This window comes from Candidatus Zixiibacteriota bacterium, assembly GCA_035380245.1.
In the GTDB taxonomy this organism is placed as follows: Bacteria; Zixibacteria; MSB-5A5; order GN15; family FEB-12; genus DAOSXA01.
The window spans coordinates 749,055-763,338 of record DAOSXA010000002.1 but is presented as its reverse complement, the minus strand read 5'-3'; the positions used below and the strand labels follow the sequence as shown (position 1 = coordinate 763,338).

Genomic DNA, 14,284 nt, shown 5'->3' with positions numbered 1-14,284 from the left:
ATAGATCACTATGAACAGAGAGAAACGAACAATTACAATCCTCCTGTCGGCACTTATAATCATGATGGTTGTCGGGTGCGAGCAACAACAGACAGAAACAAAACAAGAACGAGTCAATTCGGTCAATGTGACCGTATTGGAACTCAGCGATTACAAAGTGCAGCAGACCTTCACCGGCTCGGTCGAGGGAGAGAAGCAGGCTGACCTGTACGCCAAGGTGAACGAGGCGGTTGAGGCGGTCAGGGTACAGGAAGGACAGACCGTGACGGACGGCCAGGTGCTCATAGCGCTGGATAAAACCGGACCGTCTTCGATGTATCGCGAGGCCGAGTCGGTATTCCGTAACGCCGAGAAGAATTTCAAGAAGATGGAGTTCCTTTATCAGGAAGATGCCATTTCGGAATCGCAATACGATGCCGCCCGCACCGAATATGAGGTCGACAAAGCTTCCTTCGAGGGGGCCGCATCACTGGTCGATATTAAAGCACCGATTACGGGCACCGTTACGGCGGTCGATGTCTCTCCGGGGGATTATGTCTCGGTTGGCCAGAAACTCGCCACGGTCGCCACGACCGACCGGCTTCGGATCAAATTCGGGGTGGGAGCTCTTGAGGTTGGTTTCTTCAAGAAAGGAGCCGGTGTTGAGGTGAGCGCCGAAGGGATCGGCCAGACAGCCGAAGGCACAATCGTAGCGGTTGCCGGGTCGGCGGATCCTTCCTCGCGCGCCTTCCAGATTGAGGTCCTCATGGACAACCGCGACGGACGATTCAGTCCGGGTATGTTCGTTCGGGTGGCTGTTACGCTCGATACTCTCGTGCAGCAGGTGATCGTACCCAGGACTGCGGTTATCGATCTGAACGGTGTTCCAACCGCATTCGTGGTCGAGAACGCCGTCGCTCGAAAACGGTCAGTGGAGTTGGGACGTGATCTGAACGGCAAGGTGGTTGTCGAATCCGGCCTTGACGCCGGCGACACTCTCGTCGTTCTGGGCCAGACCTATCTCGACGAAGGCATGGCGGTGCGAATCATTGAGATGGAGACGATGGACTGATGAAGTTATCCGAAGTCTCAATCAGGCGACCGGTTTTTACCATAATGATGATGTCCGCCCTGCTGGTGCTGGGGGCATTTTCATATTTTGATCTCTCGGTCGAAATGTTCCCCGACATGGAATTTCCGTTCGTAGTCGTGCAAACGGTTTACTCGGGAGCTTCGGCGGAAGCGGTCGAGACCGAAGTTACCAAGCGGATCGAGGAGGTAACCAATCAGATATCCGGCGTGCGGCACATCTACGCCCAGTCGCAGGAGGCATATTCGCTTTTGTTCATCGAGTTCGATCTCGAAGTGGACGGCGCGGTAGCGGCCCAGGATGTCCGTGAAAAAGTGGCCGGGATTCGCGCCGATCTCCCGGAGGATATCGAAGACCCGGTGGTTTCTCAGTACGATCCCGGTGCGCTGCCGGTCATGTCGCTCGCTATCTCCGGCTTGAGGTCCGCGAAAGAAGTTACCACGTTGGTCGAGGACAAAATTAAACCGAGGCTGGAAACTATCACCGGCGTCGGCTCGGTGGATATTGTCGGCGGCTCCGAGCGTGAGATTCGGGTAGCCCTGGATCCGATCAAAATGGAGTCGTATCAGATTTCATACAACGACGTCAACAACGCCGTCATGGCGGGCAACCTGGAAATACCCGGCGGACGAATTACGGAATCATCGCGTGAATACCTGGTCCGCATGCTCGGCAAGGTGAAACGCGTCGGAGAACTGGACAGCGTTGTCGTGAAAAACGTGAACGGGACACCGATCTATCTGGCCAATATCGCCACGGTGTTGGACACGATCGAGGAGCAACGCTCCCTGTCGCGCCTAAACGGAGTGTCGGCGGTCGGCGCCAATCTGATTCTTCAATCCGGCGCCAACGTTGTGAGAATGACCGCCGGGGCCCGTGAGGTTATCGACGAGTTGAAGGAAGAACTGCCGCCGGACATCAAGATCGTGGTGGTTAACGATGACTCGGTATGGATCAACGATTCCATTCACGAGGTACTGTTCAACATCCAGGTCGGCACCGCCCTGGCCGTGCTGGTTATTTTCCTGTTCCTGTTGAACATCCGGCCGACGATTATCACCGGTATCTCGATTCCGCTTTCGATCATTGCCACTTTCACCCTCATGAAATTCCTCGGTTTCACCATTAACTTCATGACTTTGCTCGGCTTGTCGCTGGCGGTGGGTATTCTGATCGACGATGCCATCGTGGTGGTGGAGAACATCTATCGCCATCTGGACGAAGGCAAAACCCCGTTCAACGCCGCTTTCTGGGGGACCAAGGAAATCGGCTTGGCCGTTGCCGCGACGACCTTCTCCATTATGGTGGTATTCCTGCCGGTGGCCTTCATGGAAGGGATCATGGGTCGTTTCTTCTACCAGTTCGGGATGACGGTCGCGTTCGCGGTGTTGATTTCGCTTTTCGTGGCGTTCAGCCTGACCCCGATGTTGTCGTCGCGCTGGCTTCGGTCTACGCGTCAAAGGGAAAAGGAAGAAGCCGCCGACAGCTCATTGTTGTGGCAACTCTGGATGCCGATCCGCCGAATTCTCAACCTGTGGAACGTGGCTTTCGATGCGCTCAAACCGCGTTATGAACGCACGCTGGCGTGGGCTTTAAGGCACCGTTTCATTACCATGTTGGTTGCCACGCTTTCGTTTGTTGCCGCTTTGGTGGTCGGTACACAGGTTGGGCAGGAGTTCATTCCGAATGCCGACAACGCCAAGATGCGGGTTGAGATAAAAACTCCGCCCGGCACCGATTTGCAGGAAACCTCCCGCAGGATTGCCCAGGTTGAGGCGATCGTCGGGCAGCTCAAGGAAGTCACCAACCAGTACGTGACGATCGGGAGCGGTAATTCCCCGGTGAACGAGGGAGGAATTTTCATAACCTTGACTCCGGTCGAAGAGCGTGAGCTTTCGGCGTTACAGATCATGGATTCCACGCGAATACTGCTTCGCAATATCCCCGGCATTAAATACTCGGTCGGCAGCGGTGATGAAGAAGCCGGTTCCTCCAAGGCGATTGAAATCTCTGTCCGTGGTGATGACCTGGCCACTTTGACACGCCTCGTGCACGAGGTCGAAGGCATCGCCGAGACGATTCCGGGAGCTATCGACATTGACAATACCCTTGAAGAAGGCAAGCCGGAACTGCAGATACGAATCGATCGCCGAGCAGCCGACGACCTCGGGCTGAGTCTCTACACTTTGCCGATGACCGTACGTTCTCTCGTCGAGGGAGATGTGGTGACACGTTACCGCGAAGGAGACGAAGAATACGATGTCCGGGTTCAACTGGACGAGAAATATCGCTCGTCGGCGGACGATATCGGACGCATCCTGATCGAGAGCGACAAGAAAGTCGCCGGTGTCGAAAAACTGCTGGTGCCGCTTAACCGTGTGGCAACCATCGAGAAATCCTCCGCTATCGGTGAATATCTGCGCTATGATCGTCAGCGCGAGGCTCGCGTCAACGCCAACGTTCTGACCGGTTATTTTGCCGGTACCATTGCTCAGGAGATTATTAATCGGGCCGACTCGATTCAACTTCCTCCGGGCTATAAGATCGTCCCGACCGGAACCCAGGAGATCATGAACGAGTCGTTCTCGAATATCCTAAGCGCTCTGGTTCTGGCCATCATTTTCATCTACCTGCTTTTGGCCTCGCAATATGAGTCGTTTTTCGATCCTCTCTCGATCATGCTCTCGCTGCCATTGGCGGTGGTCGGGGCTATGGTCGGTCTCCTGGTTTTCCATTCGTCGCTTTCGATCATGTCGATGATCGGGATTGTGATGCTGATGGGGCTGGTAACGAAAAATGCTATTCTCCTGATCGATTTCGTGAAACAACAGCGCGCTAAAGGTGTTGATAGAACCGAGGCGATCCTGATCTCGGGACCGTTGCGTCTGCGGCCGATTCTGATGACCACCCTGGCCACCGTTTTCGGTATGTTGCCGCTGGCGCTGGAACTGGGACCGGGAGCGGAAATTCGGTCCGGTATGGCGCAGGCCGTTATCGGCGGGATGATCTCGTCGACCGTCCTGACCCTGGTGGTAGTGCCGGTGGTTTACACGATTATCGATGATACGGTATCGTTTGTGTTTCGGCGAAAAACCTACTATAGTCCGGATCAGATCAAGTTTGATCAGGAGAATTGATGAACTGTCATATAGCCCCGTTTAAAGGAATGGGCTATTCCGATTTCTATCTTGATTTTGTGTCCGAAAAAGACTCGGCCCGGCGTTTTTTCGCCTCGCCGAGTCTTGAGGCGACCGCCTATGCCCTCGATCAGAGAGCGTTCCCGCGTGAACAACTGGTCGCTTTGCTGAAAGCTCAAAACGAGTCATTCGGCGCCTCAGAAGCGACCATGGCCAATATCGAGCTGCTGGCCGATCCCCGGACCTTGTGTGTTTTCTCAGGTCAGCAAGCCGGATTGATCACCGGACCGTTGCTGGTGCAGGTGAAAGCTATCGGGATAATAAAGGCGGCGGCCGAGTATGCCCGCCAGCTCAAACGGTCGGTCGTACCGGTTTTCTGGATTGCCGGCGACGATCACGATTTCGATGAGGCCAATCACTCTTTCGTGCTGGATCGCCGGGGAGAGATCGTTAAAATTTCGTATGACTCGCCGCCCCCTGCGGCGTTGCCCACCGGTCAGGTGAAATATGATAATGCCGCTGAGCTAGAGCGCTGGAAAATGGAGCTCAAGGCAGCGTTGGGCGAATCGGATTTCACGGACGAGTTGTATGATCTGGTCGACCGCTGCTACACGACTTCGGACACGATGGTAAGCGCTTTCGGCAAAATGATGACCGCCCTGATGGGCAGACACGGCCTGATTCTGTTCTCCCCGAACGATGCCGGGGCCAAGAAGATAGCCGCGCCGTTATTCGAAGAAATTATCCTCAAGCAGAACGACCTTCATACTTCCATCGACCGCGCCAACACCGATCTGGTCGAAAACGGTTATCATACCCAGGTGGAGAAAAAAAACGAGTCGGCTCACCTGTTCTGTGTGCAGGAAGGTCGTCAACCGGTACTGAGGAACGGTGATAATTTCACTGTGGGTGAAACGAATTTCACTTGTGCTGAATTGATCGACCTGATTCGCAAGGAGCCGGATCGTTTCTCGACCGATGTCATGACCCGGCCGGTTTTGCAGTCTTATCTTTTCCCGACTTTGAGCCAGAAGGGAGGACCGGCTGAGATTGCTTATCTGGCCCAGATGAACGGTCTGTTCGAGTTGTTCGATTTGCCCGCTCCGTATCACAAAGCGCGCCCCACCGTGACGGTGATTGAGGCTCGTTATGCCGAAATGATTCACGATAATCACATCGAGTTCCGTGAGTTGACCTGCGATGTCGAGCGACTGATAAATCGAATTCTATTGGAGTCTTTCCCGGGAGATGTGGAGAAGGGCTTCGCCATGCTCCGTCATGACATCGAATATCATATCAACAAGTTCAAAAACGAATCTTTGCAGTTCGATAAAGGATTGGCCAAATTCGCGGAACAAACACAGGGTAAAATCGACTTTGCGTTGAAGAATCTCGAAAGCAAGACATTCGCGAGTTACAAGAGAAGCCAGAGCGACACTCGCAGCCGTATCTATCGGCTTTACAATGCCCTATACCCCAACCGAGGATTGCAGGAGCGGGCGTTGAATGTCTGCTATTTTATCGGTAAATACGGTCTAAGGTTTGTCGACCGTCTGTTCGACCGGATCGAACCGGAAATCACCGACCATCAACTGCTCGATATGAGGGAATTTTAGGCGATATGATTATCGGCATTACCTGTTATCCGGTCGCCGGTGGTTCGGGAATCGTGGCGACCGAGTTGGGACAGCAACTGGCGGCCAGAGGACACCAGGTTCATTTCGTTTCGTATGCCCTGCCGTTCAGGCTGGACAAATACCAGACGAATCTCATGTATCACGGCGTCGAAACAACCGCCTATCCGCTGTTCAAATATCCGCCGTATACGCTGACCCTGGCGGCTAAAATGGCCGAAGTCGCTCGCAACTTCGAGCTCGATATCATGCACGTTCATTATGCCATCCCGCATGCTGCCTGTGCTTATCTCGCGCGTCAGTTGCTTCAGCAGAACAGCCCCACCAAACAACCGAAAATCATAACTACCTTGCACGGGACCGATATTACCCTGGTCGGGGCTGATCCGTCTTATTACGACATCACGCGCTTTTCGATCCGTGCCTCCGACGGCCTGACGGCCGTTTCGAAATACCTTGCCGATGAAACCAGACAGGTGTTTGAGATCGAGAAAGATATCCGGGTAGTCCATAACTTTTTCGATGACCTCCGTTTTCAGCCCAAGATGAGTCATTGCAGTCGCACTGAGTTCGTTCAGGATGACGAGTTCCTGCTGGCTCATGTCTCCAACTTCCGCCCGGTCAAGCGGACGCTCGATGTGATCGACATTTTCGACAAAGTCCGGCAGGAACTGCCCGCTCGCCTGCTGCTGATCGGTGAGGGACCCGACACGATTCTGGCGCGTCGCCAGATTAACAAGAAAGGTCTGGGCGACCGGGTCATTTTCCTGGGCAACCAGAGCCGGGTTGAGGCGGTGTTGCCGTGCGCCGATTTGTTTTTAATGCCTTCGGAAGAGGAGTCGTTCGGTCTGGCGGCGTTGGAGGCGCTGGCCTGCGGCGTGCCGGTGATCGGGACGCAGGGGACCGGTCTGGTCGAGGTGGTTGATGACTACCGCGATGGTTTCCTGTTGCCGGTAGGGGATACTACCTCCATGGCGCGTGCGGCGATTGCCCTGCTCAAGGATACCGAGCGCCATAAGGAATTTCGCAAGGCGGCGGCTGAAATCGCTCGGCGACGTTTCTCCGCCGATAAGATAGTCGGTGAATATGAATCGTATTATCAGGAGATTCTCGATGCCTGACCACGACCTCGATGTCCTGGCTATCGCCGCTCATCCCGACGATGTCGAGATCACTTCCGGCGGTTTTATGTGCAAGATGGCCTCGCTCGGTCGTAAAACCGGCGTGCTGGACCTGACCGCCGGTGAGATGGGAACGCTCGGGACCGAGCACGATCGCGCCGTCGAAGCTGCTGCCGCAGCCAAAGTCATGGGATTGACCATGCGCGAGAATCTCGGTTTGCCCGACTCGGCGCTCGAATATACGCAAGCCAACAAACTGAAAATTGCCGAGACGATCCGTCGTCTACGCCCGGAACTGGTGATTCTTCCGCACTGGGAACAACGTCATCCCGATCATCTTGCTTGTTCGCGGCTGGGCTATGACGCATGTTATCTCGCCGATTTGAAAAAACTCGACCTGCCGGGTGAACCGTTCCGACCCCGCAAGATCGCTTATGCCTCCTATTTTCGTAACACCGATTATTCTTTCCTGGTCGATATCTCCGATTTTCTTGAGCAGAAATTTAAAGCGGTGGCGGCGTACCGGTCGCAGTTCGGCAATCCGGTCACGGCCAAGCATATATTTCAACCCGGTCTGGATGTCTACGAGTTGATGCGCACCCGCGCCGCGCAACTTGGGCAATTGGTCGGGGTGGCTTTTGCCGAGGCGTTCACGCTCAAGGAGCACATTCTTATCGACGATCCGCAACATTTGCCGGTCCGCTCGATTTAATTCTGATTTCGTGGGTGGCAGACGTCGGTGGTCCATCCGTCCACGGATTGTTGACAAACCTCAATCGCGGCGGAGACAAGCCCCGCCGCTACGCGTTTGAGAGGCATAACCTCGCGTAGCGGGCGGCCTTGTGTCGCCCGCATTATAGACGTGTCTTGCTGAACATCCGCGCGTACGGCTTTTTCAACACTCCCGAACGCAAAAGCCTATTTTCATTTTCTTGGTGCCCCACCCCTCGGGTGGGAAGAATTCGTGGGTCAGGACCCTTGCTCGTGGGCGGCAGACGTCTCGTCTGCACCTGTAGCAGCCACACCCCGCAAAACGTCTTTCCCCCGAAAGCGGGAATCCATCTTTATCTTTTTAGGTGCCCCCCCCCTCGGGTGGGAAGAATTCGTAGGTCAGGCCCCTTGCTCGTGGGCGGCAGACGTCCTCGTCTGCCCCTTGAAAACGCAAATGTTCGTAGTCCGGGATCCCTGCGATCCCGGACTTTATTTTGCGGCCCTTCGGATGTGTGGGCGGCAGACGTCTCCCCTATGTCGGCGAATCGCCAATAGTGTCAGATTATAAACTCCGGCCTTTCCAACTGTTTCTTACTTGTTGACCGCAACGGTTGACCATGCCTATTCTGTGGTCGTTAACGATCTGTGAGGATACACGATTATGCGCACCGCCGAACAAGCACAACTGCAACTCAAACAGGGCCTGCGAGTGACCTGGGTGGGGATGTTCGTAAACATCCTGTTAATAGGAGTCAAGATCGTTGCCGGCGTCCTCGGTCGCAGTCAGGCGCTGATTGCCGACGGCGTTCATTCGATCTCTGATCTGGTGAGTGACGTGATTGTCCTGCTCGGTTTACGTTGGGGCCGTAAGGGGGAGGACGAGGACCACCAGTTCGGGCATGCCCGGATCGAAACGATTGCCGCCATGTTGACCGGCATTATTTTGATCCTGATCGGATTTGGTCTGGCCTGGAGTGCGATTCTTTCGATCTACGAACATGAATCCTCACATCCCGGTCGTCTGGCTATCGCCGCAGCTTTTTTCAGCATCGTGCTTAAGGAGGCGATGTACTGGTACACGATCAGGATTGGGCGACGCATCCGCAGTAAAGCCCTGATCGGCAACGCCTGGCATCATCGGAGTGACGCCCTTAGCTCGATTGCGGTGTTGATCGGTGTTACCGGGGCATATCTGAACCCCGACTGGTCTCTGGCTGATGCCGTCGCGACGCTGGTCGTCACGTTCTTCATTTTCCGTGTTGGCGGAACTCTCACCTGGAGTGCGATGAAAGAGGTGGTCGACACCGCCCCCGATCCTGAGACACTGAAAAAAATAATGAGCTATGCCTCGGCGGTCGAGGGTGTTCATCAGGTGCACGATATCCGCGCTCGTTATGTCGGCTCGTCGATCCAGGTCGAGCTGCACATCGTGGTCGATCCCGACCTGACCGTGCGCGAGGGACACGCCATCGCCAAAGAGGTGGAGAAACAGGTTCTTAAAAACGTCGTGGATGTTGAGCGCACGATCATTCATGTCGACCCGGAACCCAAAGAGTCCGCCTCGACCGACTGATCCCCCCTAAATTCGTAGGTCAGGACTCTTGCTCATGGGCGGCAGACGTCCTCGTCTGCCCCATATCATACAGAATAACATTTGTAGGTTTGGGTTCCTTGGAACCTGACATGGTTGGATCGTGGAGCGAATCCCCCCGAAACCTGCCACGGTCCTGACAGCTATAACGTGGGGTTTGTTCTTTTCGGTGCTCCACCTCTTGAGTGGGGAGTCTGTCTTCTCTTTGTCCTTAAGCGGAAAACTTCCTTCAGGTCTAGGATAGAAGTCTCTTACAGCTAAATAAAATTCTTGCAAATTAGAAATAGAATTCTATTTTGCAAGAAATGATACATCGAAAAATACGACAACAGCTTCTGGAACGTTTGGAAGCATATCCGTCAGTAGCGCTGGTCGGACCCCGTCAGAGCGGTAAGACGACTCTGGCTCGGAGTCTGGCTGGAATCTATTTTGATCTGGAACAGGAATCCGAACGCCTTCGTCTGGACCTTGACTGGGATACGTTAGTGTCGGGAAAGGACCTGGTGATTCTTGATGAAGCTCAATCCTGGCCCGAGGTCTTCACTCGGCTGCGCGGAGCTATCGACCGGGATCGCAAACGTAAGGGTCGTTTCCTCCTGCTTGGATCGGTATCGCCGTCGCTAATGGTTCAGGTTTCCGAATCGTTGGCCGGTCGTTTGTCGTTAGTCGAGTTGACACCACTGCTTATGACTGAGCTTAATACGAAAGCCTCTCGAGACCGCCTATGGCTCTACGGTGGCTATCCCGATGGTGGGATTTTGGCCCCAAAGCAATATCCTCGATGGCAGGTGGATTATTTATCGTTGTTGACTCAGCGGGATCTGCCTTCGTGGGGTTTATCGGCAAAACCCCAAACAACTGACCGCATGATACGCATGCTTGCCGCCTTGCACGGTCAGATATGGAATGCTTCGCAAGTAGGGCAGAGCCTGGGACTTACTTACAAGACGGTTAATAACTATCTCGACTACCTCGAAGGCGCCTTCCTGATTCGTCGGCTTCGTCCATATCAGGTCAACATCAGAAAGCGACTGGTTAAAAGCCCCAAAATATATTGGCGCGACAGCGGTCTGCTTCATGCTCTCATGAATGTACCGGATAAACGAACTTTGCTAAATCAACCATGGGTAGGCGCAAGCTGGGAAGGTTTCGTTATAGAGCAGGTGCTTGGTGAACTGAACTTACACGGGAGGAACTTCGATGCCTACTATTTCAGAACCAGCGATCAACATGAGTTAGATTTAGTTCTGGATTTCGGAACGGAGTCTTGGGCCGTTGAAGTAAAATTATCTTCATCGCCATGTTCCGAGGACATGAAACGGCTGGACAAGACCGCCGATATGATCAATGCCTCTCGGCGTTTTCTGGTGTCGCAGACAAGACAATCGAGCGGCAACGATCATCGGGCTTCATGCAATTTACCCTGGTTTCTGGATCTGTTGCATAAGAAATGCTGACACTGATGCCAGTGTGAGATAGTAGGTCAGGTTACATGCTTGCAACCTGACATGGTTGTTTTATTTCGTGGGCGGCAGATGTCCTCGTTTGCTCCATATCACGATTCTTTGGCCGGTCCCGCCAAGATATATCCTCTTTAATCACCGGCAGTCGCATTTCTAAAACATCCTTCACAAGAAAACAGCTGCATAAATTGTATCAATCGCTATATTGATTATAGGATCAGGCAAGTCAGGGAATGTCATTCAAAATCGCAACCGGGTGAACCGACGGACCCGGGTAATCTCGTTTTATCATGGGTGCGCACGGCTACCCGGTCGAAGTAAGGAGGCCGGTTATGAGAACCTTTGTACTCATGTCAAAACTATGCCCCCAATCGCCAAGGCTGGCTGAAATGATGTCCGGCGCGAAAACCGGGCGTAGCCGTCGGGTGTGGATGAAGAAGGTCAGGGAGACCTGTCCGAAAGTCAAATTCCTGGCCAGTTATGCACTACTCGGTGGCTGGGATTTCATGGACATCTACGAGGCGCCCGACGAGGAGACCGCCGCCAAGGTCTCGATGATCTGCTCCGCGAGCTGTGATTACATGGTGGAATCCTGGACCGCCATCCCGGAGAAAAACCTGGAACGTCTGGCCAGGGAGGTCATGGAAGGAATCAGTTAACAATCGATTGCTCGCGTGAGTGGTCTTCGTAGCGATTATAACGACGACATGGCAGGTCTCGGAGAGACCTGCACTACGAGGACGACCGGAAAAACCTGAGCCCCGCGCAAAAAACCACCATCTCCGCCGGGATCGCTACCCTGGCAAACAGACGGTATTGCATACGAGGATACGTATGCTTATATTGGCGCCGGAAGCGGATGCTGTCTGGTGGCGGTCCCGGCCTTCAAAGCCGTGAGGGGGGCAATCGCATTGTCCCCGGTGGGTTCGATTCCCACCCCTTCCGCTTTTTTTATTGGAAATCCCCCTACATAGCAAAACTCCTCGTGATGATGTAGCTATCCTCAAGCAACTTTGTCATTGACTATTGTCCCCCGAGCGACCACCATTAGGCGTGGCTAGTCTGCAACTCGACTCTTCTTTGCAATACGTGAAGGGCGTCGGCCCGCGCAAGGCCGACGTGCTGGCGAAGCACGGCCTGCATTGCGTGCACGACCTGCTCATGTTCCTTCCCCGCCATTATCTCGACCGCACCAATGTTGCCCCCATTGGTCAACTCAAGGTCGACGATCAGGTAACCATCATCGGCACGGTCAAGGCGCACGGCATTCTCTACGGCAAACGCAAACGTTACGAGGTCATCCTCCAGGACAAAACCGGCGCGATTTCGCTCCTCTGGTTCGCCGGTATCAGGTATTGGGAGAAGACGTTCCAGAAGGGCCAGGTATATGCCGCCACCGGTACGGTTGGCTACTTCATGGGTTATCAGATGCTTCACCCCGACCTCGAACGCCTTGACGACGACACTGACCAGATGATCCACGCCGGACGTATCATTCCGGTTTATCCCCAGACGGCCGAGCTTAAAAAAGTCGGCATGGGGAGCAAGGGGATGCGGCGGACGACCGCATTCGTGTTCGAGAACCTGGTCGAGAAGATTGCCGACCCTTTACCTCCCGCCACGCTCGCCGAGTTCCGGTTGCCGCCGCTGCACGAGGCGATCAGGCAAATTCATTTCCCCGACGACCGCGACCAGATTGAGCGTTGTCGTCGACGGCTCGCGTTCGATGAACTGCTGCAATTCCAGTTCCTCGTGTTCGGCAATCGCAGCCGCCGAACGACCGTCTCACGGACAAATCAATATGCACCTCCCGGCAACCTGCTGCGGCAGTTCAAGGATGCCCTGCCGTTTCAACTCACGACCGGTCAGAAGAAGGTGGTCAACGAAGTAGTCGCCGATCTTCAAGTCGACCGGCCCATGTCGCGATTGCTCCAGGGAGATGTCGGCTGCGGTAAAACCGTTGTGGCGATTATCGCCGCCCTGTACGCCGTTGAGAACGGTCTCCAGACCGCTTTCATGGCGCCGACTGAAATTCTCGCCGAACAACACTTTGCTAACTGGAGTGAGCCGCTCGATAAGCTCGGCGTGCCATGTGGTTTGATTACTTCCTCGCTGAAAGCGGCTGAGAAGAAAGCCGTGGTCGAGGCCTGTCTCTCGGGCGAAACCAAAATCCTGTTCGGCACCCACGCCCTTATTTACGACAGCGTTCAATTCGCCAAACTCGGGCTGGTGATCATCGATGAACAACACCGTTTCGGGGTGGAACAACGCGCCCGCCTCCATGCCAAGGGAGACCATCCCGATCTGCTCGTCATGACCGCTACGCCGATCCCGCGCACCCTGTCGCTGACTCTTTACGGTGATCTCGATATCTCAACCATCGACACTCTGCCGCCGGGTCGTAAACCGGTCCGTACCGTCTGGCGACCGGCCGATGTTCGCGACAAGGTGATGCAGTTTGTGGTCGACGACGTAAAAAAAGGCGGGCAGGCTTATATCATCTATCCTACGATCGAGAAATCCGAGAACAGCGATCTCGAGTCGCTTGAAGAATCCGCGGCGGCGCTCGCCGAGGGCGCTCTGAAAGAGGTGAAGCTCGGCATCGTTCACGGTCGCGTGAAACCGACCGAGCGAGATCGTACCCTGGCGGCGTTCAAGGCGGGGGAGATTGATGTCTTGCTGGCTACGACGGTGATCGAGGTCGGTATTGACAATCCCAACGCCACCCTGATGGTGATCGAGCACGCCGAACGATTCGGCCTGGCGCAGTTGCATCAATTGCGCGGTCGCATCGGTCGCGGCCAAAAACAGGCGACGCTGGTAGCGCTGGCGCACGGCCGTCTATCGGACGTCGCCCGTCAGCGTCTGACCAGGTTCGCTTCGACCGTGGACGGCTTTGAAATTTCAGAGGCCGACCTGGAACTGCGCGGACCGGGGGAGATGTTCGGCGTACGACAGTCCGGGTTGCCCGAGTTGCAGATCGCCCGTTTGTCCGCCGACCGCGATTTGATCGAAGCCTCACGAAAGGTGCTGGCACGGCTGTTCGAGTCGATGGGCAACCTTGACAGCGAGGGCCGTCGTTTGTATAACTATCTCAAGATCAGCACCCGGCCGCATCGCCGTGATCTCGGCGGCGGCTGATGATTACATAACTTTTAAAGATCATTCTGACAGGAGCTATACATGAGCGCCGATGTCCCTGAAATGGACCCGCATTTTATGCAAATGGTTATCTCGCTCCAGGCGGGAGCGATGCAGCAATTGGGGAAGGTCGCCAATCCGTTTACCGGTAAGGTGGAACGTAACTTGCCGATGGCCCAGGCGACTATTGACCTCCTGGGTATGCTTGAAAAGAAAACCTCAGGTAACCTCACCGACACTGAAAATAAACTGCTCCAACATGCTCTCTACGAACTGCGGATGAACTTCGTCGATGAAAGCAAAAAGTCGGATACGGATGAGTCTGAATCCGAAGAAAACAAAGCCGAAGCCTCCCCGGAGGAAGAATCTCAAGCGGGGCAGACTACTTCAGATTAATCAGACTCAAAGGATGACAAA

Annotated in this window: 10 protein-coding genes and 1 tRNA gene; all 11 read left to right on the top strand. The window is 54.6% G+C overall.

Features of this window, described 5'->3' with window-relative positions; translation table 11 throughout:
- Nucleotides 1-10: 10 nt before the first annotated feature.
- The 11 genes from PLF13_08380 (at nucleotide 11) to PLF13_08330 (ending at nucleotide 14,263) form a co-directional block, all read left to right on the top strand.
- Nucleotides 11-1,051 (top strand): efflux RND transporter periplasmic adaptor subunit, encoded by a 1,041-nt coding sequence (locus PLF13_08380; GenBank protein ID HOP07291.1) that lies wholly within the window; start codon nucleotides 11-13, stop codon nucleotides 1,049-1,051.
- On the top strand, nucleotides 1,051-4,206 hold the full coding sequence (locus tag PLF13_08375; GenBank protein ID HOP07290.1) for an efflux RND transporter permease subunit: 3,156 nt from the start codon (nucleotides 1,051-1,053) through the stop codon (nucleotides 4,204-4,206). Before PLF13_08380 ends, PLF13_08375 begins: the two co-directional genes overlap by 1 nt.
- Nucleotides 4,206-5,822, top strand: a complete 1,617-nt coding sequence (bshC, locus tag PLF13_08370; protein HOP07289.1) for a bacillithiol biosynthesis cysteine-adding enzyme BshC — start codon at nucleotides 4,206-4,208, stop codon at nucleotides 5,820-5,822. The genes PLF13_08375 and bshC overlap by 1 nt, the downstream gene beginning before the upstream one ends.
- Nucleotides 5,823-5,827: 5 nt before the next feature.
- Complete coding sequence (bshA, locus tag PLF13_08365) at nucleotides 5,828-6,961, top strand: N-acetyl-alpha-D-glucosaminyl L-malate synthase BshA (protein HOP07288.1); 1,134 nt, start codon at nucleotides 5,828-5,830, stop codon at nucleotides 6,959-6,961.
- Entirely contained in the window at nucleotides 6,954-7,673 is a 720-nt protein-coding gene (gene bshB1 / locus PLF13_08360) for a bacillithiol biosynthesis deacetylase BshB1 (protein HOP07287.1), read from the top strand. Before bshA ends, bshB1 begins: the two co-directional genes overlap by 8 nt.
- A 660-nt stretch (nucleotides 7,674-8,333) precedes the next feature.
- Nucleotides 8,334-9,245 carry a cation diffusion facilitator family transporter gene (locus PLF13_08355; protein HOP07286.1) on the top strand — a complete coding sequence of 304 codons (912 nt, stop codon included), beginning with the start codon at nucleotides 8,334-8,336 and terminating at the stop codon, nucleotides 9,243-9,245.
- A 323-nt stretch (nucleotides 9,246-9,568) separates the two neighbouring features.
- Nucleotides 9,569-10,720 (top strand): ATP-binding protein, encoded by a 1,152-nt coding sequence (locus PLF13_08350; protein ID HOP07285.1) that lies wholly within the window; start codon nucleotides 9,569-9,571, stop codon nucleotides 10,718-10,720.
- A 338-nt stretch (nucleotides 10,721-11,058) separates the two neighbouring features.
- Nucleotides 11,059-11,385: a GYD domain-containing protein gene (locus tag PLF13_08345; protein ID HOP07284.1), complete on the top strand. Its 327-nt coding sequence runs from the start codon at nucleotides 11,059-11,061 to the stop codon at nucleotides 11,383-11,385.
- A 192-nt stretch (nucleotides 11,386-11,577) separates the two neighbouring features.
- A tRNA-Sec gene (locus tag PLF13_08340) sits at nucleotides 11,578-11,672 on the top strand.
- A 107-nt stretch (nucleotides 11,673-11,779) separates the two neighbouring features.
- Complete coding sequence (gene recG, locus PLF13_08335) at nucleotides 11,780-13,867, top strand: ATP-dependent DNA helicase RecG (protein HOP07283.1); 2,088 nt, start codon at nucleotides 11,780-11,782, stop codon at nucleotides 13,865-13,867.
- A 42-nt stretch (nucleotides 13,868-13,909) separates the two neighbouring features.
- The gene (locus PLF13_08330) at nucleotides 13,910-14,263 is read left to right on the top strand and encodes a DUF1844 domain-containing protein (GenBank protein ID HOP07282.1); all 354 of its coding nucleotides are present in this window, start codon (nucleotides 13,910-13,912) and stop codon (nucleotides 14,261-14,263) included.
- Nucleotides 14,264-14,284: the final 21 nt, after the last annotated feature.